The sequence below is a fragment of the Herbaspirillum sp. WKF16 genome, from assembly GCF_028993615.1.
Classification (GTDB): domain Bacteria; phylum Pseudomonadota; class Gammaproteobacteria; order Burkholderiales; family Burkholderiaceae_D; genus Herbaspirillum.
In genome coordinates, this window is the sequence record NZ_CP118632.1 from 2824292 (window position 1) to 2844733 (window position 20442).

General features: G+C 69.6%; 18 protein-coding genes. 3 read left to right on the forward strand and 15 right to left on the reverse strand.

What is annotated here, in order from left to right:
- The first annotated feature begins 188 nt into the window (after positions 1–188).
- The 3 genes from Herbaro_RS12835 (at position 189) to Herbaro_RS12845 (ending at position 4907) form a co-directional block, all read left to right on the forward strand.
- Positions 189–3611 (forward strand): ATP-binding protein, encoded by a 3423-nt coding sequence (locus Herbaro_RS12835; RefSeq protein WP_275010019.1) that lies wholly within the window; start codon positions 189–191, stop codon positions 3609–3611.
- Positions 3589–4587, forward strand: a complete 999-nt coding sequence (locus Herbaro_RS12840) for a response regulator transcription factor (protein ID WP_275010020.1) — start codon at positions 3589–3591, stop codon at positions 4585–4587. Before Herbaro_RS12835 ends, Herbaro_RS12840 begins: the two co-directional genes overlap by 23 nt.
- A 119-nt stretch (positions 4588–4706) precedes the next feature.
- Positions 4707–4907 (forward strand): hypothetical protein, encoded by a 201-nt coding sequence (locus tag Herbaro_RS12845; protein ID WP_275010021.1) that lies wholly within the window; start codon positions 4707–4709, stop codon positions 4905–4907.
- A gap of 164 nt (positions 4908–5071) precedes the next feature.
- Here the strand turns inward: Herbaro_RS12845 and Herbaro_RS12850 are convergent, their stop codons facing one another.
- The 15 genes from Herbaro_RS12850 to Herbaro_RS12920 form a co-directional block, all read right to left on the reverse strand.
- Positions 5072–6553 (reverse strand): cobyric acid synthase, encoded by a 1482-nt coding sequence (locus tag Herbaro_RS12850; RefSeq protein ID WP_275010022.1) that lies wholly within the window; start codon positions 6551–6553, stop codon positions 5072–5074.
- Positions 6543–7553, reverse strand: a complete 1011-nt coding sequence (cobD, locus tag Herbaro_RS12855; RefSeq protein ID WP_275010023.1) for a threonine-phosphate decarboxylase CobD — start codon at positions 7551–7553, stop codon at positions 6543–6545. The genes Herbaro_RS12850 and cobD overlap by 11 nt, the downstream gene beginning before the upstream one ends.
- Entirely contained in the window at positions 7546–8493 is a 948-nt protein-coding gene (gene cbiB, locus Herbaro_RS12860) for an adenosylcobinamide-phosphate synthase CbiB (protein WP_275010024.1), read from the reverse strand. Before cbiB ends, cobD begins: the two co-directional genes overlap by 8 nt.
- Positions 8487–9092, reverse strand: coding sequence for a bifunctional adenosylcobinamide kinase/adenosylcobinamide-phosphate guanylyltransferase (gene cobU / locus Herbaro_RS12865; protein ID WP_275010025.1), 606 nt, complete (start codon positions 9090–9092; stop codon positions 8487–8489). The genes cbiB and cobU overlap by 7 nt, the downstream gene beginning before the upstream one ends.
- A complete protein-coding gene (gene bluB / locus Herbaro_RS12870) occupies positions 9089–9751 on the reverse strand; it encodes a 5,6-dimethylbenzimidazole synthase (RefSeq protein ID WP_275010026.1) in 663 nt (220 codons plus the stop codon). The genes cobU and bluB overlap by 4 nt, the downstream gene beginning before the upstream one ends.
- Positions 9748–11082: a cobyrinic acid a,c-diamide synthase CobB gene (locus Herbaro_RS12875; protein ID WP_275010027.1), complete on the reverse strand. Its 1335-nt coding sequence runs from the start codon at positions 11080–11082 to the stop codon at positions 9748–9750. Before Herbaro_RS12875 ends, bluB begins: the two co-directional genes overlap by 4 nt.
- The gene (cobO, locus tag Herbaro_RS12880) at positions 11082–11684 is read right to left on the reverse strand and encodes a cob(I)yrinic acid a,c-diamide adenosyltransferase (protein WP_275010028.1); all 603 of its coding nucleotides are present in this window, start codon (positions 11682–11684) and stop codon (positions 11082–11084) included. Before cobO ends, Herbaro_RS12875 begins: the two co-directional genes overlap by 1 nt.
- 19 nt (positions 11685–11703) lie before the next feature.
- Positions 11704–12855 (reverse strand): CobW family GTP-binding protein, encoded by a 1152-nt coding sequence (locus tag Herbaro_RS12885; protein WP_275010029.1) that lies wholly within the window; start codon positions 12853–12855, stop codon positions 11704–11706.
- Between the two features lie 2 nt (positions 12856–12857).
- Positions 12858–14426, reverse strand: a complete 1569-nt coding sequence (gene cobJ, locus Herbaro_RS12890) for a precorrin-3B C(17)-methyltransferase (RefSeq protein WP_275010030.1) — start codon at positions 14424–14426, stop codon at positions 12858–12860.
- A gap of 147 nt (positions 14427–14573) precedes the next feature.
- Positions 14574–15374 (reverse strand): cobalamin biosynthesis protein, encoded by an 801-nt coding sequence (locus Herbaro_RS12895; protein ID WP_275010031.1) that lies wholly within the window; start codon positions 15372–15374, stop codon positions 14574–14576.
- Positions 15371–16174, reverse strand: coding sequence for a precorrin-4 C(11)-methyltransferase (gene cobM / locus Herbaro_RS12900; RefSeq protein WP_275010032.1), 804 nt, complete (start codon positions 16172–16174; stop codon positions 15371–15373). The genes Herbaro_RS12895 and cobM overlap by 4 nt, the downstream gene beginning before the upstream one ends.
- The gene (gene cobI, locus Herbaro_RS12905) at positions 16171–16923 is read right to left on the reverse strand and encodes a precorrin-2 C(20)-methyltransferase (RefSeq protein WP_275010033.1); all 753 of its coding nucleotides are present in this window, start codon (positions 16921–16923) and stop codon (positions 16171–16173) included. Before cobI ends, cobM begins: the two co-directional genes overlap by 4 nt.
- Positions 16920–18128 carry a cobalt-precorrin-5B (C(1))-methyltransferase CbiD gene (gene cbiD / locus Herbaro_RS12910; protein WP_275010034.1) on the reverse strand — a complete coding sequence of 403 codons (1209 nt, stop codon included), beginning with the start codon at positions 18126–18128 and terminating at the stop codon, positions 16920–16922. Before cbiD ends, cobI begins: the two co-directional genes overlap by 4 nt.
- The gene (locus Herbaro_RS12915) at positions 18128–19714 is read right to left on the reverse strand and encodes a precorrin-8X methylmutase (RefSeq protein ID WP_275010035.1); all 1587 of its coding nucleotides are present in this window, start codon (positions 19712–19714) and stop codon (positions 18128–18130) included. The genes cbiD and Herbaro_RS12915 overlap by 1 nt, the downstream gene beginning before the upstream one ends.
- A complete protein-coding gene (locus Herbaro_RS12920) occupies positions 19711–20424 on the reverse strand; it encodes a cobalt-precorrin-7 (C(5))-methyltransferase (protein ID WP_275010036.1) in 714 nt (237 codons plus the stop codon). The genes Herbaro_RS12915 and Herbaro_RS12920 overlap by 4 nt, the downstream gene beginning before the upstream one ends.
- Positions 20425–20442: the final 18 nt, after the last annotated feature.

Below are 20442 nucleotides of genomic sequence, written 5' to 3' on the forward strand. Positions count from 1 at the left end.
AACGCCGCGCAAGCGCCTTCGCGCAGTACGTCATTTGACGTATGCCATCGGCCGCCGATTGGTTTGAAAATTGCTTTCAGAAGAGGCTGAGCGGCCGGCCCCGGGCGCCATGCCGTGGCGCGCCATCCGGCCGGCCGCGCAAGCCGCGCCGGGCGGCCGCGCGCCGTCCACCAGAACACGAGCTAAATGTGAGCAATCCCGCCATACAACGGATCGTCAAGGTCCGGCGCGACTACAACACCTGGGTCGCCAACGAGACGCTGGAAGACTACGCGCTGCGCTACACGCCGCGCTCGTTCCGGCGCTGGTCGGAATTCCGCCTGGCCAACACGGCCCTGGGCGCGACCTCGTTCCTGGCGCTGGAGGCCATCAGCGGCGCCATCACCCTGAGCTACGGTTTCACCAATACCTTCTGGGCGATCGCCTGCGTGGTGCTGCTGTTCTTCCTGACCGGATTGCCGATCAGCTACTACGCCGCCCGCTACGGCGTCGACATGGACCTGTTGACGCGCGGCGCCGGCTTCGGCTACATCGGCTCGACCGTGACCTCGCTGATCTACGCCAGCTTCACCTTCATCTTCTTCGCGCTGGAAGCGGCGATCATGGCGCAGGCCATCGAGATGTATTTCAAGCTGCCGCTGGTCTACGGCTACGTGCTGTGCTCCCTGATCATCATCCCCATGGTGGCCTACGGCATCACCTTGATCAACCGCCTGCAGATGTGGACCCAGCCGCTGTGGATCGTCTTGCTGGCCCTGCCCTTCATCTGCGTGCTGTACAAGGAGCCGGAGGCGCTCTCCAACCTGATCACCTTCGCCGGCCGCGCCGAGGACGGCAGCTCGTTCAACCTGCTGCTGTTCGGCGCCGCCGCCACGGTGGCCTTCTCGCTGATCGCGCAGATCGGCGAGCAGGTCGACTTCCTGCGCTTCCTGCCCGAGAAGACCGCCGCCAACCGCGTGCGCTGGTGGAGCGCCCTGCTGCTGGCCGGGCCCGGCTGGATCCTGCTGGGCGGCGCCAAGATGCTGGGCGGCGCCCTGCTGGCCTTCCTGGCGATCCAGCACGAGATCCCGATGGACAAGGCGGTGGAGCCGACGCGCATGTACCTGGTCGGCTACCAGTACGTGTTCGGCAATCCGGCGCTGGCGCTGGGCGCGGTGGTGCTGTTCGTGGTGGTGTCGCAGATCAAGATCAACGTCACCAACGCCTACGCCGGCTCGCTGGCCTGGTCCAACTTCTTTGCGCGGCTCACGCACAGCCACCCGGGCCGCGTGGTGTGGCTGGTGTTCAATGTGCTCATCGCCGTGCTGCTCATGGAGCTGGGCGTGTTCAATGCGCTCGAGCACGTGCTGGCGCTGTACAGCCTGGTGGCGATCTCATGGATAGGCGCGGTGGTCTCGGACCTGGTGATCAACAAGCCGCTCAAGCTCTCGCCGGCCCACATCGAGTTCAAGCGCGCCCACCTGTACGATGTCAATCCGGTGGGCGTCGGTTCGATGGCGATCGCCTCGGCGCTGTCGGCGGTGGCCATGTCGGGCGTGCTGGGCAGGACGGCGGCGGCGATGGCGCCCTTCATCGCGCTGGGCACCGCGCTGCTGTGCGCGCCGCTGATCGCGCTGGCCACCGGCAGCCGCTACTACATTGCGCGGCGCGACACGCTCTCCGACCATGAGCACGCGCAGGGCCAGCTCGACTGCGTGATCTGCGGCAACCGCTTCGAGACGCCCGACATGGCGCACTGCCCGGCCTACCAGGGCGCGATCTGCTCGCTGTGCTGCTCGCTCGACGCGCGCTGCAACGACCGCTGCAAGACGCCGGCGGCGCGCCTGCCCAACCAGATCTTCCTCACGCTGCGCAGCCTGATGCCGGCGCGCTTCTCGCTCAAGCTCAACACCCGCATCGGCCATTACCTGATCGTCTTCGGCGTGCTGGCCGGCGGCCTGGCGATCATGCTGTGGATGCTGTATTTCCAGCAGATGGCGGATCTCTCCGGCGTGGCGCCGGGCTCGCCCGACTCGATCCGGGCGGTTTTCATCAAGCTGTTCTGCATGCTGCTGGTGGTGCTGGGCGTGGGCGCCTGGTGGCTGGTGCTGACCAACGAGAGCCGCACCGTGGCGCAGGAAGAATCGGAGCGCCAGACCAACCTGCTGCTGCAGGAAATCGAGGCGCACAAGCAGACCGACGCCGAACTGCAGCGCGCCAAGGAAGCCGCCGAATCGGCCAACCTGGCCAAGAGCCGCTTCGTGGCCGGCATGAGCCACGAGCTGCGCACCCCGCTCAACAGCATCCTCGGCTACGCCCAGATCCTGCACGTGGACGCCACCATCCCGCCGGCGCGCAAGGACGCCATCGCCATCATCCGGCGCAGCGGCGAGCACCTTCTGAGCCTGATCGACGGCCTGCTCGACATCGCCAAGATCGAGGCCGGCAAGATGCGCCTGGCCTCCGATGAAGTCGCGCTGCCGGCCCTGCTGGAGCAGATCGCCGGCATGTTCGCGCCGCAGGCCGAGCAGAAGGGGCTGGCATTTCGCTTCGAGCAGGTCGGCCGCCTGCCGGCGATCGTCCACGCCGACCAGAAGCGCCTGCGCCAGATCCTGATCAACCTGCTGGGCAACGCGGTCAAGTTCACCGACTGCGGCAGCGTCACCCTGCAGGTGCGCTACGCGCGCGAGATCGCCTATTTCGATATTGTCGACACCGGCATCGGCATCGCCGGCGACGACCTGGAGCGCATCTTCCTGCCCTTCGAGCGCAGCAGCGCGGCCAACCTGCGCGGCGACATCGGCACCGGCCTGGGCCTGGCCATCAGCCGCATGCTGACCCACATCATGGGCGGCGAGCTGGCGGTGGACAGCGAAGTCGGCCGCGGCAGCAGCTTCCACCTCAAGCTCTATTTGCCGGAGGTGCACGTGCCGCGCCCCAGCCTGAAACTGGAAGACCAGATGCCGGGCTACCTCGGCCCCTCCAAGCGGGTGCTGGTGGTGGACGACCAGGCCTCGCAGCGGCAGATCCTCAAGGAGATGCTGCTGCCGCTGGGATTCGAGGTGCGCGAGGCGGCCGGCGGCATCGCCTGCATGGAGGCGCTGGGACGCGAGGTGCCGGACCTGGTGCTGCTCGACATCGCCATGCCGCAGATGGACGGCTGGTCGGTGGCGCGCGCCATCCGCGCGCGCGGCCTGACGCGCCTGCCGGTGATCTTCGTCTCGGCCGACGCCTTCGAGAACGCGCATGAGCGCGCCGATCCGCCGCTGTACAACGACTTCGTGGTCAAGCCGGTCTCCTACAACGAGCTGCTGGCCAAGATCAAGCAGCAGCTGCGCATCGAGTGGCTGCCGGCGGCGGCCCTGCCCGCAGCCTCTGCCGCCGCTTCCGGCCCCGCCGCGCAGCCGCTGATGCTGGTGCCGGCGCAGAAGAAGCTGCGCGCGCTGCTGGAGCTGGGCAGCATCGGCTACGCCAAGGAAATCCTCAGGCAGCTGGACGACATGGAGCGCCAGAATCCGGCCTACCTGCCCTTCACCACCGAGCTCAGGCAGCTGGTCAAGCAGTTCCGCCTCAACGAATATGTCACCCGCATCAAGGAGATGATCCGCCATGATCTCAACGACGTTCGATAGGCATGTCGTCCTCATCGTCGACGACATGCCTGACAACCTGTCCATGCTCTCGGACTCGCTCGACGACAGCGGCCACATCGTGCTGGTCGCCACCGACGGCATGAGCGCGCTGGAGCGCCTGGACTGCGTCACGCCCGACCTGATCCTGCTGGACGCGATGATGCCCGGGATCGACGGCTTCGAGACCTGCCGCCGCATCAAGCTGATCAAGAGCGTGAGCCATGTGCCGGTGGTGTTCATGACCGGCCTGTCCGAGACCGAACACGTGGTGCGCGGCTTCGAGGTCGGCGGCATCGACTACGTGACCAAGCCGATCCGCCCGCAGGAAGTGATGGCGCGCATCGGCTCGCACATCCGCACCGCGCGCATGATGTCGCAGACGCGCGGCGTGCTGGAGCAGGCCGCGCACGCCGTCATCGTGCTCGGCGGCAACGGCTTGCCGCTGTGGCAAACCAGCAAGGCCTCGCTGTGGCTGGAACGCTATTTCCCGGCAAGCGCCGGCGCGCCCTCCGGCCACAAGCTGCCGCCCCGGCTGCAGTCCTGGCTCAACGACAGCCTGGCGCGCCAGCGCCAGGGCGGCCTGGGCGGCGTCGCCGAGATCGCCCCGCTGGTGGTCAGGGATGAGCAAGGCGAACTCAGCATCGCCATCTCCCCGGGCGGGCAAGGCCACGGCATCACATTGTTGCTGGAAGAAAAACGCATCGCCGCCGGCGCGCCGCCGATGGCCCCCGCGACGGAGGACGCCGCCGCCGCGCCGGGCGAAAACTTCCGCCTGACGCCGCGCGAGAACGACGTGCTGATGTGGCTGGGCAAGGGCAAGACCAACCGCGACATCGCCGACATCCTCGGCATGAGCCCGCGCACCGTGAACAAGCACCTGGAGCACATCTTCGTGAAGCTCGGCGTGGAAACGCGCTCGGCCGCCGCCGTCATGGCCAGCGCCATGGCCCAGCCGGCCGGCGGCCTGCTGCAATAGCGGCGGAGATAGTCCGGCGCGATCGCCGCGTTTGGCATATCCTTGCAAGGCGCGGCGCACCTTGCCTCATCCCCCGTGCGACGCGTCGAAGCTGTAACTCAACGACGCAAGGAAATATCATGCCAAAGAAAGAAGAGAAGCTGGATCCGGAAACCGAAGCCCTGATCCAGTGGTGCACCGAAGTCGAACAGTTCCTGGTCAAGGGCGGCGCCACGCTGGACCAGGCCCAGGAACACATCGAGGAAGAAGTGGAATGGTTTACCGACATGTTCTACGACGGTCTTACCCCTGAAGAGGCGGCCAAGGAAGCATTGGCCTGAGCCGGCTCCGACTCTCCCCCCAATCCCGGCTTCGCGCCGGGAATTTTTTCCCGCAAGCCGTATGCGAAGTCATCCGGCAGCCCCTCCAGCCTGCCGGCGATCTCAGCTTCTGTTCACTGTTTTTTATCGTTCATTTTTTATGAACACCGCAATTTACTGAACAGTCAGGCTGTGGATGGGTTCTTTTCCCCAACCCCGCACAGCGCCTCATACAAGGGCCGCGTCGCATCCGCCAGCCGCTCCAGGCTGGCCTCGCGCAGTTCATTGAGGTCGACCGCCTCGGCGCCACCCAGTCCGGCCCAGGCCATCAGCGCCGCGAATGCCTGCGGCGTGTCGAACATGCCATGCAGGTAGCTGCCGAGGATCTGCCCGTCTTCGGAACACGCGCCTTCGGCGCGGCCGTCGATGACAAAGGCCGGCCGCTGCAGCGCCGCGCCTGAAGACACGCCCATGTGGATCTCGTAGCCGCTGACGGTGGCGGCCTCGCCCTCTTGCGCGAAGGCGCAATGTCCCGACACCTGCAGCAGGCGCTTGTCGCGCGTGAGCTCGGTGCGCATGGCCAGCAGGCCCAGGCCGACGCTTTCACCGGGCGCGCCTTCCACGCCGTGCGGGTCGTCCACGCCTTGGCCCAGCATCTGGAAGCCGCCGCAGATGCCGATCAGCTTGCCGCCGTAGCGCAGGTGCTTGCGCAGGGCGCCGGGCCAGCCGTTGTCCTTCAGCCATTGCAGGTCGCCGCGGGTGTTCTTGCTGCCGGGCAGGATGATCAGGTCAGCCGGCGGGATCGCCTGGCCGGAGCCGATGAATTGCAGGTCGATGTCGGGATGCGCGCGCAGCGCGTCGAAGTCGGTGTGGTTGCTGATGCGCGGCAGCACCGGCACCAGCACGCGGAACGCGCCGCGCGCGCTTTGCGCCGGCGCGATGGCATCCTCAGCGTCCAGGTGCAGGCCGTGCAGGTATGGCAGCACCGCCAGCACCGGCTTGCCGGTGCGTTGCTCCAGCCACTCCAGGCCGGGCTGCAGCAGGCCGATGTCGCCGCGGAAACGGTTGATGACGAAGCCGATCACACGCGCCCGCTCGCTCTCGGAGAGGCAGTCCAGCGTGCCCGTGAGGTGCGCGAAGACGCCGCCGCGGTCGATGTCGGCGACGATGATGACCGGGCAATCCACCGCCTCGGCGAAGCCCATGTTGGCGATGTCGCGCGCGCGCAGGTTGATCTCGGCCGGGCTGCCGGCGCCCTCGACGACGATGGTGCTGTATTGCGCGCGCAGGCGATGATAGGACTCCAGCACCGCCTGCATGGCCTGGGTCTTGTAGCGGTGGTAGTCGCGCGCGTTCATGTCGGCGCGCACGCGGCCGTGCACGATGACCTGCGCGCCGGTGTCGCTCGAGGGTTTCAGCAACACCGGGTTCATGTCGGTGTGCGGCGCGATGCCGGCGGCCTGCGCCTGCAGCGCCTGGGCCCGGCCGATCTCGCCGCCGTCGGCGGTGACCGCGCTGTTCAGGGCCATGTTCTGCGGCTTGAATGGCGCCACCGCAATGCCGTCGCGCCTGAGCAGCCGGCACAAGGCCGCCGCCAGCGTGCTCTTGCCGGCGTCCGAGGTGGTGCCCTGGATCATCAGGGTGTGGAAGGGAAACTCAGCGGCCATGCGCGCTCCATTGTTGCAGGGCCTGTTCAAGCCGCTGCCATCCCGCTTCATCCGGCGGCAGGCCGATGCGGATGCCGCCGGCGCCGCGCGTGAACAGGCGCACCCACACGCCTTGGCGCGCCATCGCTTCATGGAACTGCGCCGCGCGCGGTTCCGGCCACCATTGGAACAAGGCGCTGCCGGCCGCGGCGATGCCGTGCCGCGCCAGCGTGGCGCGCAGCCGCTCGCCCTCGCCCTGCAGGCGGATCAGGGTAGCGCGCTGCCATGCGGCGTCGCGCAAGGCGGCAATCCCGACCTGCTGCGCGGGGCCGGCCACCGTCCATGGCCCGAGCCAGTCGGCCAGCGCGTCGAGCAAGTCTTGCGCGGCAGCGACGAAGCCCAGCCGCAACCCGGCCAGGCCGAAGAACTTGCCCACCGAGCGCAGCACGATCAGGCCCTCCTGCCCGGCTTGCGCCGCCACGCTGGCCTCGCGCACGGTGTCACCGAAGGCCTCGTCCACCACCAGCCAGCCGCCGCGCGCATGCAACTGCCGCGCCCAGCGCAGCAGGCGTTGCGGCTCGACCATGGCGCCGGTCGGGTTGTTGGGATTGCACAGCACCAGCACCTCGCAGTCGCCGGCGGCGGCCTCGTCCAGCTGCGCGTAGGGGACTTCGCGCACCGCATGCCCGGCGCGCCGCCAGCAATGCGCGTGCTCGGCGTAGATGGGCGCGGCCACCGCCACGCGCGCGGGCTTGCCGTCCTGGCGCAGGCGCAGTTGCGGCAGCGCCTGGATCGCCGCCTGGGTGCCGGCCACCGGCAGCAGGCGCGGCGCGCCGTAATAGTCGCAGGCGGCACGCGCCAGTTCGGTCGACGGTTCCGGCAGGCGGTGCCAGGCATCGGCGGCGGGCGCCGGCGCCGGATAGGGCACCGGGTTGATGCCGGTCGACAGGTCCAGCCACTCGCCGCGCGGGCGGCCGTAGCGCAGCGCGGCGTCGTTGAGGTTGCCGCCGTGTTCAAGCATGGAAGACTCCGAAGGAAACCACGGCCAGCGCCGATACGACCGCCAGCCACAAGGCGGTGGACATGGCCACCAGCCGCCAGGCGCGCACGATATCGGCGCCCTGCGCCGGCTGCCCGCGACCCAGCGGCGGACGCTGTTCAAGCTCGCCGTCGTAGATCGCCGGGCCGCCCAGCGCCACACCCAGCGCGCCGGCGCCGGCGGCCATCACCGGCCCGGCGTTGGGGCTGCCCCAGGCCGGCGCCTGCTCCTTCCAGCAGGCCAGCGCGACGGTGTGGTCGCCCAGCCAGGCGTAGCTGAAGGCAGTGAGGCGCGCGGGAATCCAGTTCAGCACATCGTCGATGCGCGCCGCCGCCCAGCCGAAATAAAAGAAGCGTTCGTTGCGGTAGCCCCACATCGCATCCAGCGTGTTGGCCAACCGGAACAACAGTGCGCCGGGGCCGCCCGCCAGCGCGAACCAGAACAGCGTGCCGAACACGGCGTCGTTGCCGTTCTCCAGCAGCGACTCCACGCCGGCTTTGGCGAGATCGGCCTCGTCGGCGGCGCGCGTGTCACGGCTGACGATGAACGAGGTCAGCATGCGCGCCGCAGGCAGGTCTCCCAGCGCCAACGCGCGGGCGATCGGCATGGTGTGCTCGCGCAGGCTGCGCAGGCCGATGCAGAAGTACAGCAGCGCCGCATGCAGCAGGCAGGCCAGCCACCACGGCGCCAGATGGATGATCCAGGCCGCCAGCGCCACGCCCGGCAACACCGCCAGCGCCCAGGCCAGCAGGCCGCGCAGGCGCAATCCTGGCGCGCGGTTGAGAGTGTGCTCGATGCGCTTGGCCAGGCTGCCGAAGCCCACCAGCGGATGCCAGCGCCGCGCCTCGCCCAGCAGCAGGTCGAGCCCGATGCCGGCGGCCATCAGCAGCGCCAGCCAGGGCCAGGACAGGCCGGCTAGCACGCCGTATCCTTGAAGGTCAGCGGCAAGCCGGCCGCCACCCACTGCACCCGTTCGCACAGCGCCGCCGCCGATTGGTTCAGCCGCCCGGCCTCGTCCACGAACCAGCGCGACACCGCGCCCATCGGCACGATGCCCATGCCGACCTCGTTGGACACCAGGATCACGGTGCCCTTTGCCTCCTGCAGCGCGCGCAGGAAATCCACCCGCTGCAGCGTGAAGTCGGCCGGCGCCTCGATCGGCCCCGATTCGGGGAAGTCATGGCCCTGGACGAACAGCAGGTTGGACAGCCACACCGTGAGGCAATCGACCAGCACCACGCGCCCCGGCCCGGCGTGCTCACGCAGCGCCCGGCCCAGCGCCAGAGGTTCCTCCACCGTGCGCCAGCGGCCGCCCTGCGCCTCGCGGCGCTGGCGATGGTGCGCGATGCGCGCGCTCATCTCGGCGTCGCCGGCGCTGGCCCGGTTGCCGGCGGTGGCGATGTAGACGATCTCGCCGCCATCGCCCTGCAACGCCGCCAGCGCCTCCTTCTCGGCGTAGGCGCTCTTGCCGGAACGGGCGCCGCCGAACACCAGCGTGCGGCGCGTGGTCGCTGTAGTCATTCTTCCCCTCCCGGCCATTTGTCGTCGGACACCAGTTCATGCAAGGACCGGCGCGCGGCCCAGTTCTGCTGCTCCAGCATCGGTTTTTCATAGAAGGCGGGCACGTGGCCCAGGCACACCACCGCCACCGGTTCGGCGCCGGCCGGCATGGCCAGCAGCCGCGCCAGCTGGGTCGGCTCGAACAGCGACACCCAGCCCATGCCCAACCCTTCGGCGCGCGCCGCCAGCCACATGTTTTGCAGCGCGCAGGCCAGCGAGGCCAGGTCCATCTGCGGCATGGTGCGGCGGCCGAACACGTGCGGCGCGCGACCATCCATCAACCCGGCCACCAGCAGCTCGCCGCAATCGAGGATGCCCTCGACCTTGAGCTTCATGAATTCGTCCTCGCGCTCACCCAGCGCCTGCGCCGTCGCCACACGCTCTTCTTCCACCAGCGCGTGGATGCGCCGGCGCAGGCCGTCGTCGCGGATACGGATGAAGCGCCACGGTTGCATGAAGCCCACGCTGGGCGCGTGATGCGCCGCCTGCAGCAGGCGCTCCAGCAACGCCGGATCGACCGCGTCCGGCAGGAAGTGACGCATGTCGCGCCGCTCGCGGATGGCGCGGTAGAGCGCGTCGATCTCGGCTTGCGGATAACGGTGCGGCATGCCGGCGCTCATGAGGAAGCGCCGCCGAACAGGGCCGCCACGGTGCGCGGCGCCGAGCGGAAATAGGCGTGCAGGTAGCTCGCCACCACCTTGTCGCGGCGATACACCACCTCGCCCTCGGAGGAGTCGAACAGGCGCTCGCCGCGCGCCATGAACTGGGCGCCGACTGCCGCGCGCGAGTAATGGAAGGTGTGGCAGCGCAGGTGCTCGCCGGCCGCGCCCGGCAGGTTCAGCGACAGCGTCTGGTAGCCCAGCCCCTGCAGCCGCGGCTGCACCGCAGCCTGCCCCGGCAACACGCCGCACATGCGCCCGCTGGCGCCGTCCTGGCCGGTGACCGTCTCCAGCAGGTAGAGCATGCCGCCGCACTCGGCGTACAGCGGCTTGCCGGCGTCGGCATGCGCGCGCAGCGATTGCCCGGTGGCGTCGGCCTCCTGCAGCTGTCCCAGGTACAGCTCGGGATAGCCGCCGGGCAGCCACACGGCGTCGCACGGCGGCAGCGGCTGGTTGGCCAGCGGCGAGAAGAAGGCCAGCTGCGCCCCCATGCTTTCCAGCAGCGCCAGGTTGGCGGTGTAGATGAAGGAGAACGCCAGGTCGCGCGCCACGGCGATGGTCTTGCCGGCCAGCAGGCGCGGGAACTCGCGCTCCGGCGGCGGCGCGCCGAACTCCACCGGTTCCGGCAGGCCGGCCAGCGAGGTGCTGGCCATGCGGTCGGCGATGGCGTCCAGGCGCGCGTCGAGGTCGGCGATCTCGGGCGCGGCCACCAGGCCGAGGTGGCGCTCCGGCAGCGCGAACTGCATGTCGCGCTGCAAGCCGGTCAGCAACTGCACCGAAGGGCGCGCGTTCTGCAGGCCCTGGCGCAGCATCTGCGCGTGGCGCGGGCTGGCCACGCCGTTGGCCAGCACGCCGGCAAACTTCAGCTCGGGGCGGTAGGCCATCAGCCCCTGCGCCAGCGCGCCCACGGTCTGGCCCATGCCGCGCGCGTTGATCACCGTCATCACCGGAATGCCCAGCAACTGCGCCAGGTCGGCGCTGCTGGGCTCGCCGTCGTACAGCCCCATCACGCCTTCGACCAGCACCACGTCGGCCTCGCGCGCGGCCAGCGCGACCTGGCGCCGGCAATGGTCTTCGCCGCCCAGCCAGAGGTCGAGGTTGACCACTGGATGGCCGCTGGCCTGCGCCAGCACCATCGGGTCGAGGAAATCGGGACCGGTCTTGAACACCCGCACCCGCTTGCCGTCGCGCCGATACAGCCGCGCCAGCGCGGCGGTGATGGTGGTCTTGCCGTGGCCGGAGGCCGGCGCCGAGATGAACAGCGCCGGGCTGCGGTACTCGCTCGCCTGCATCAGAACTCCACGCCTTTCTGGGCCTTCACCCCTTGTTCCTTGTACGGGTGCTTGAGCGGGCGCATCTCGCTGACCAGGTCGGCCTGCTCGATCAGCGCCTCCGGCGCGTGGCGCCCGGTGACCACGATGTGCAGCATCTCGCGCCGGCCGGCGAAGGCGCTCAGCACCTCCTCCAGGTCGAGGTACTGGTACTTGAGGACGATGTTGAGCTCGTCGAGGATCACCATGTCGTAGCTCGGGTCGGCAATCATGCGTTGCGCCTCGGCCCAGCCGCGACGGGCGGTGCGGGTGTCGGCCTCGCGGTCCTGGGTGTCCCAGGTATAGCCCTCGCCCACCACGTGGAAATCGCAGTTGGCGTGGCCGCCCAGGAAGTCGCGCTCGGCGCTGTAGAGCGCGCCCTTGATGAACTGCACCACGCCCAGCTTCATGCCGTGGCCGAGGATGCGCATGCCCATGCCGAAGGCGGCGCTGGACTTGCCCTTGCCGGTGCCGGTGTTGACGATCAGCAGGCCCTTCTCGTTCTGGGCCGCGGCCTTCTTCTTCTCGAAGCCCTCTTTATGGCGCTGGGTCATGCGCTTGTGCGATTCCGGATCGGTCTTCATTGCTTGCTCCTCTGTGCGTTCATTTCCACTCTGTTCCCGTCATCTCGCTCAGCAGCTGCGCAACCCGGGTGCGGCTGGGGTGGTAGCCGATGAACACCAGTTCCGAACAGGCCGAGACCACCTTGTTGCCGTCGTTGGCCGCGCCCTCGCCGCCGGCCACCGCGACCCGCGCGCGCACGCCCTGCACCAGCAGCGGCGTCGCGCCCGGGCCGGCATGCACGAAGCCCTTGGCGCGCAGGATGGGCTCGGCCAGCGCGGCGGCGGCCACCGCGCCGCGCACCCGTTCGCCGCTCTGCGGCTCGCTGCTGCGCAGGGTGAACGACAACCAGCCCGGATCCTGTTCATGGAAGTGCTTGTGCGTGGCCAGCCCGTGGCTGTGCGCGCCCAGGCCGGAATGCGCGTGGCCGTTGAAGCGCCCCTGGTCGGCCGCCGGCGCCGCGCGTTCGCCGGGCATGGCCAGCGGCGTGTAGTGGCGGTGCACCGTCGCGCCCGCCTGGTGCAGGCGCAGGCCCAGCGCCAGGCGGATATCCAGCCGCGCGCCGTAGGCCAGCTCAAGGAAGCGCACGTTGGGCGCCAGCGCCCGCACGCGCCCTTCGGCCTGCAGCAGCTGCGGCTCGTCCATGGCGTCGATCTTGTTCAGGACCACCACATCGGCGCATTCCAGCTGCTGGCGAAACAGCTGCGCGGTGGCGCCGGCGGCAGCCTGCGCGCCCTCGAAGGCGTCTTCCAGCAGCAACGGCGTATCGACCACGGCCAGCGTGGCATCCAGCACGAAGTGCGGCGCCAGCTGCTCCGATTGCAGCACCTCCATCACCGCGCTGGGCAGCGCCAGGCCGGAGGTCTCGATCAGCACATGGTCGATCTGCGCCCGGTGATGCGGCGCCGCCAGCGCCAGCATGGCCGGCACGAAGTGCACATCGTCGCCATAGGCGATCAGGCCGTGCGCGAAATCCTGGACCTGCACCTGGCCGCGCCCGCCTTCGTCGGCGCGCAACAACGCGCCGTCGATCGCCACCTCGCCGAACTCGTTGATCAGCAAGGCCAGCCGCCGCGACTGCCGGCTTTTCACCAGGCCGCGCAAGAGCGTGGTCTTGCCGGCGCCGAGAAAGCCGGTCACCACCGTCACCGGGATCGGCGGCAGCTGCGGCGGCGGCAGGTCTTGCGTCGGCATGCTCAGGCTCCCGGCCACTGCGCCAGTTGCGCGCGCACCGCATCGAAATCCCGCGCCACGCGCGGATACGCCAGCTGCGGACGGCGCACCGTCAGCAGCGGGATGCCCAGCGCGCGCGCGGCATCGGCCTTGGCGCGATAGCCGCCGGCCTCGCCCGAATCCTTGGTCACCACGCAGTCGATACCCCAGTCGCGCCACAGCGCTTCGTTGAAGGCTTGCGAGAACGGCCCCTGCATGGCGCACAGGTTGGCGTGCGGCACGCCCAGCTCCAGCGCGCGCCGCACGAAGTCCGGATCGGCCGTGACGCGGGCGAACCATTGGCGCTGGCCGGCGCCCGGCGCCTGCAGGAAGCCGGCCAGGTCCTTGGAGCCGGTGGCGAGGAAGATGCGCTTGCCCGCTGCGATGGCGCGGCGCGCGGCCTCCTCCATGTCGGCGCAGGCGCCGGCGTCATCGGCGGCCAGTTCGCTGGAGCGTTCATAGCGCAGGTAGGGAATGCCGAGCTCCTGCGACAGCTCGATGAGCTGCTGCGACATCTGCGTGGCGAAGGGATGCGTGGCGTCCACCAGCACGCGCGCCCCGGCCGCGCGCAGCGCCTGGCGACGCGCTTCCACGCCCTGGCGGCCGGCCCAGACGAAGGCGCCGGGGCAATCCCGCCGCGCCAGTTCGCCGCCGTAGCCGGTGGCCGCCGAGATCACCACGCGCTGCCCCGCGGCCGCCAACTCCGCCGCCAGCGCGTTGCCGTCGCCGGTGCCCGAGAACACCCACGCGGCCTGGCGCGGCAGCTCGGCGGCGGCCGCCGCCTGCGAATCCTCGCTCCAGTCGTTGTAGCCGCGCGGGGTGAAGATCCAGTCGCGCTTCCTCTGCGTGAAGCGGTTGCCGATGACGATCGAGGTCAGCATGTCGAAGCGCAGCGCCGGCAGTTCGTCCAGGCGATGGATGGAGACCTCCTGGCCGGGCCGGTAGGCGTTCTTGACCACGCCGCACAGCGTGTGCGGCGCCTTGTGTTCCAGCATCAGCTGGAGGATGCGGTAGACGCCTTCCTGGCGCCCGGCGCTCTGCACGTTGTAGAGCACGCAGGCCAGGTCGGCCTGGGCGATGTGGCTGGCGCGCTGCTCGATCCACTCCCAGGGGCACAGCAGGTTGGACAGCGACAGCGTGGCGAAGTCGTGCGACAGCGGCGAGCCCAGCAGCGAGGCGCAGGCGTTGGCCGAGGTGACGCCCGGGATGACGTTGACCTCATAAGTGTCGTCGTGCTGCATGTCGTCGAAGGCCAGCGCGGCCATGGCGTAGATGCCGATGTCGCCGCTGGAGATCAGGGCCACCTTGCGGCCGGCGCGGGCGTGCTCGATGGCCAGCAGCGCGCGTTCGCGTTCCTGCGTCAGCGGCGGGGTATGGATTTCCTTTCCGGCGATGTGAGGCTGGATCCAGCGCAGGTAGAGCTCGTAGGCGACGATCACGTCGCTGTCGCGCAATGCTTCGATCGCGCGCGGGATGATCATTTCCTCGAAGCCGGGGCCGACCGAGACCAGGTTTAGTACGCCTTTGTTCACTGCTTGTTCCTTGTTCGTCATTCTGGATGCTCGCTCTTGCGTGAGCCGCACCATACTTCAAGCTGCCGTTGACGTCGCTGGGTCCCTGCTTTCGCAGGGACGACAGGCAAACCGCTATTGCACCGCTGTCGCCCCTGCGAAAGCAGGGGCCCAGTGTCGTCCGGCGCCCTACATGCCTTCAAACGTGTCATCCACCACCGCCACCGTCACGCCATCCAACGCCGTCTTGCCCAGCGCCAGCCGGCCGCGCGGCGAGGCGATCAGGGCCGCCGGTTCGCACACGCCGTCCACGCCGACATTCTGTTTCACCCATTCCGACGGCTTGCCGACCCAGGCGCGCTGCGCGATCTGCCGGGTGGAGATCACCCGCAGCGGCAAGTCGTGCGTGGCGCAAAAAGCCAGCAGGCCCGGCTCTTCCGCCTTGATGTCGATGGTGGCGACTTCCCTCACCTGCGCCAGCGTCGCGCCATCCAGCTGCGCCAGCGCATGGGCGACGGCTTGCGAGACCTGCCCGGCCGAGGCGTGCTTGCGGCAACCGATGCCCAGCACCAGCGGCTTGATCGCCTCGGTCGCCGTGCTCACCACCGGCTGCGCGCCGGTGAGCTGGGCCACGCGGTAGGCCAGGCGGTTGGCGCCGCCTTCGTGGCCGGCCAGCAGCGAGATGGCGAAACGCGCCGCCTCATCCAGCACCACGACCGCGGGGTCGCTGTGCTTGTCCTGCGGCTGGCCGTCCAGGAAGCGCACGGCGATGCCGGCCGCGCCGATCATGATCCAGCGGCGGTGGCGGCGATAGGCCAGCGCGAACTGCTGGCGCTGCGTCAGCACCGCCTCGCCCTCGCCGGCTTCGCTGTTGAGCCACGGCCGGTACAGCGTGCCGCCCAGCGTCCCCTGCAAACGCGCGGCCAGCAACTCGGCCTCGGCGCGCACCGGCCAGATGCCCAGCTCGGCTTCGGCCAGCGGCGGCGTCATGATTGCGTCTCCTGTTCGGCCCGGGCCTGCTCCGCCTTGTTCTTCTTTACCACGCGAAACAGGTGCGTGAAGTCCTTGGAGTACAGGCTGGACTCCGCCACCTGCGCCTTGTCCAGCGCCGCGCCCACCAGCATCATGGTGGTCAGGTTCCACTCGCCGCGCTTGTTCTCGTCCAGCACCTTTTCCAGCGTGCCCTGGTAGACCCGCTGCTCCGGCCAGCTGGCGCGGTACACCAGCGTCACCGGCGTGGCCGGCGGATAGTGCAGCAGCAGGTCGGCGACGATCTTCTTCAAGTGCGGTCCGGAGAGGAAGATGCACATGGTGGCGCGGTGCGCCGCCAGCGAAGCGATCGATTCCGACTCCGGCACCGCCGAGGCGCGACCGGAAACGCGGGTCAGGATCACGCTCTGCGAGACCTCCGGCTTGGTCAGCTCGGCGGCGACCGCCGCCGCCGCCGCCGTGAACGAAGACACGCCCGGCACCACCTCATAGGCGATGCCCAGCGCGTCCAGCCGGCGCATCTGCTCGGCCGTGGCGCCGTAGATCGCCGGGTCGCCGGAATGCAGGCGCACCACGTCGATGCCCATCTCCCGCGCGCGCAGGTAGCAGGCCTGCTGCTGCTCCAGGTCCAGCGCGGCGGTGTCGATCAGCTCGGCGTCGGCGCGGCAATGCTCCAGCATGGCGGCGGGCACCAGCGAGCCGGCGTACAGCACCATTTGCACCGCGCCGAGCAGGCGCGCGCCGCGCAGCGTGATCAGGTCGGCCGCGCCGGGGCCGGCGCCGATGAAATACACCTTCATGCTTGTCCTTTCGCAGGCAAATGCCTCTTGTCTTGCGCGGTCTTGCGGATCAGCAGCACCGCCAGGTAGCCGCTGGCCTGCGCCCCGTCCAGCGTGGTGAGGTCGCTGGCCAGCACCTCGCCCTCCAGCCCGATGCGGCGGGCGAAGCCGCAATGGCGGGCGATGTCCATCTCGCGCAGCAGTTCCAGCACCCACGGCAGGCGCGCGCCGACCTTCATCAGCACCACGATGTCATGGCTCTCGATCTCGGCGCGCAGCGCGGCCGCGTCTTCCGGGCACGGCAGGATCAGCGTGCGTTCCTTGCCCACGCCCAGCGGCCACTCCAGCGCCGAGGCGGCGGCCGCGTAGCTGGTGATGCCGGGATAGGTCGCGCAGTCGCAGTCCGGATACAGGTCGCGCACCGCCGCCAGCACGTAGCCGTAGGTCGAGTAGGTCAGCGAGTCGCCGATGGTCAGGTAGGCCACGTGCAGGCCCGCGCGCAATTGCGCCGCCAGCTCCGCGCCCAGCTGCGCATAGTGCTCCTGCAGCACCTGGCGGTCGGGGTCCATGTTGAACTCGATCTCGCGCAGGCGGGCGCGATCGAACTCCACGCCGTCCAGGCATTGCAGGGCCACCGACATGTCCGCGCCGCGCGCGCGCGGCAGATAGATCACGTCGGCCGCGCGCAGCGCGTCCAGCGCCGCCAGCGGCAGGTAGCCGGCCGGGCCGGGGCCGACGCCGATGCCGGAGAGTTTTCCTTTGCCGCTCATGCGCCCGCTCCCAGTTGCCGTCCGTCCAGGTCGAACAGGCGCACCTCCACCCGCTCCACGCTGGGCACGCGCGCCGCCGCCAGCGCCGCGATGCGCGCCTCGATTTCCGTCCAAAGCAGGCGCGAAAGGGACTCGTCCCGTCCGCGCACCAGATCGATTACCGCTTCCACCGTATTGGCTTCCTTCATTTGCTGCACCAGCTCCGTATCGAATACGTAAAGCGGCGCGTTCATGTTCTGCGCCACGCGGGCCACGCCCTGCATGGCCATGTTGCTCTTGCTGGAGTGCGTGTCCCACACGCCGTCCAGCACCTTGGCCAGCTTGCCCGGATGGCCGGCCAGCCACAGCACCGGCAGGCGCCGCTTCTCTTCGGCCAGCGCCTGCTGGGTGAAGTCCAGCGCGTCGCCGAGGAAATTGGCGATCTGCACGCTGCGCTTGTCCGGCAGGCCCAGCTCCTGCGCCACGAAGGCGCGCCCGATCTTGCCGGGCAGGTAGGCCACCGTGCCGTCGTCGCCGCAATCGGCCAGCGCCACCCGGATATAGACCTCGATGGAGGCGATCCACGAGGCCATCGACATCGGCTCGACGATGCCCGAGGTGCCCAGGATGGAAATCCCGCCGACGATGCCCAGCCTCGGATTGAAGGTCTTGGGCGCGATCGCGCGGCCCTCGCGGCAACCGATGGTCAGGTCGAAGCCCTGCGCCGGCCAGGCCTGGTCGCCGATACGTTCCGGCGGACGCAATTCCTCCAGCACCTCGGCCACCGCCGCGCGCATCATCGCGCGCGGCACCGGATTGATGGCCGGCTCGCCCACCGCCACCCGCAGGCCGGGCATGGTGGCCGTGCCCACGCCCTCGCCGGCGAAGAAGCGGATCTCGCCGGCGTCGTTGCGCCTGACCTGGGCGACGATGGTGGCGCCGTGGGTGTTGTCGGGGTCGTCGCCGCCGTCCTTCAATACCTCGGCCTGGACGACGCCGTCGCCCAGGTCGTCCACCCGTTCGACCGGCACCGAAATGAAATGCAGGCCGTCGGGCAGGCTCACTTCGGCGCGCTCCAGCCGGTTTCCGGCCAGCAGGCGGTACAGCGCCGCGCGCACCGCGGCGGTGGCGCAGCTGCCGGTGCTGCGGCCGCGCCGCAAGCCGTTGGGCGCGAGCACGGACAAGTCGTACTCGGCTCGCTGCAGCTCGCGCGCGACCGGATCCATCAGGCCGCGCCCTCGGCGCCCTGCTCTTGCCCGATCAGCCAGGCGACGGCATCGATCATCAGCGCGTTCACCACCGTGGCCGCCCAAGGCGAGCCGCCGCGCGTGCCGGCATTGGTGATGCGCGGCACCTGCAGGCAGCGGCGCAATTCATCCTTGCTCTCGCGCGTGCCGACAAAGCCCACCGGCAGGCCGACCACCAGTTGCGGGCGCCAGCCGTGCTCGCGGATCAGGCGCGTAGCCTCGACGATGGCGGTAGGCGCGTCGCCGATGGCCAGCACCACGTCGTTGCCGAATTTCTGCCAGGCGCGGCGGATGCCGGCGGCCGAGCGCGTCATGCCCTGGGCCTGCGCCATGAGGTGCGACTCGGGATCGTGCACGCCGCACCAGGTCTCGATGCCCAGCTGCTCCAGCAACTGGCGCTTCAGGCCGGTTTGCACCATGGTGACGTCGGTCACCACGCGCTTGCAGCGCAGCAGCGCCAGCATGCCGGTCTGCGCCGCGCCGGCGGAGAAATACAGTTCGTCGGCGGCGGCAAAGTCGCCGCTGGTATGCACCAGGCGCTGCAGCACGGTCAGGTGCTCGGGCGGAAACACGCTCCAGTCGCGGCCCTCGCCGATGATGCGCATGCTCTCGGCCTCGATCGGGTGCGGCACGTAAGGCGCGGTGCGCGCCGCCACGGCCGCCGGCATCGCCATCTCGCGCGCCGACAGGTCGCGCACCTGCAGGTGATGCGCGCGCTGCGGCTCGCCCACCTGCTGCTCGAAGCCGACGATCTGCACCCGGTACTTGCACAGCGAGCAGTTCATCGCGGCGCGGCCCTGCACCGCCTCCCGGGCGCGCTCCAGCAGGACGTCGGCCACATGCGGATGCACGCCGAGGTAGCCGGCCTTGAGCACCTCCACGCCCGGCTCGCGCTGCGCCGCCTCGTCGGCGGCGGCGTAGATGCGCTTGACCAGCACGCCGTCGAACAGGAAGAACGGCAGCACCACCAGTCGCTGCCAACCCTGGCCGGCGGCCAGCGACAGGCCGTCGCGCACCAGCGGCGCGGCGGTGCCGGAGAAGCACAACTTCACGCCGCCGAAGCCCATGCCCTCCTGCAGCATGCGCGCCAGCTTGGCGACTTCGCCGTTGGCATCGGGATCGGTGGTGCCGCGCCCGACCAGCACCAGGCAGCTGTCCTGGCGATTGACGATCTCGCCCGATCCGGCCTCGGCCTCGACCACGCGTTGCTGCGCCAGCTGCAGCAGCAGCGGATGCAGGTCCATCGGCGCGCCGAAATGGAAATCGACCTGCGGATATTGTTGCGCCAGCGCCAGCAATTCGGCCGGCATGTCGTTCTTGGCGTGGCGCGCGCCCAGCAGCACGCCGGGCACCACCGAGATCTCGGTGGCGCCCTCTGCCACGCAGGCGGCGGCGGCCTCGGCGATGGTCGGCGCGGCGAATTCCAGGTAGCCGTGGCGCACCATGCGTTCGCCCGCGCGTGCGCGCACCAATTCCACCAGCGCCTCGAACTCGCGCAGCGCATCCGGATCGCGGCTGCCGTGGCCGGCGATCACCACGGCCGATCTTTGCGCCGTGCCGCTCATGCGCCTTCCTTGGCCGGCGGCGGCTCGATCTGGCTGGCCATCGGCGTGTGGGTGCGGATCAGCATGATGCTCATGTCGCTGAACTCCTGGTCGGCGCAGTCGGCCAGGCGGCCGTGCCATTCGGCGTCGCCGCGCGTGAGGTTCTCCCACACTTCGGTCGGATGGTCGGGAGCCACGCCCTGCTGCAACAAATAGGCCGCAATGTGGCGCGGCATGAAGGAGCGCGCGGCATCCCACGGGCAGGGGATGACGATGGCGTTGCGGCCGTCGTTCAGGACATGCACCAGGTGGCGCTTGAAGGGTTCCAGGTCGCCGCGGCGATGGAAGGTGATGAAGGTGGTCTCGTCGAAGCACACCCGCGCGCGCGAGGCCAGGATCTGCGCCGATGAAATCCCCGGCAGGGTCTCCACCCGATGGCCGCAGGCGCGCTCGACGCGCTCCAGGTACTGGAAGCCGCTGAAGTGGATGTCGCCCATGAAGACCACCACGCAGCGCTTGCCGGCATGGTGCATGGCGGCCACCTGGTCGAGCTGGGCCACCTGGTCGCGGTAGCCCATCAGCACCACTTCGGCGCTGGGCGGGATCAGCTCCTTCACCACGTCCACCACGGCGTTGAAGCCGGCCACCACGTCGGCGTTGCGGATCAGCTCCGCGCCGCGCAGGGTCAGGTAAGAGTGGTCGCCGGGGCCGGCGCCGATGCAGATGATCATGTTGCGTTCTTCCTTGTT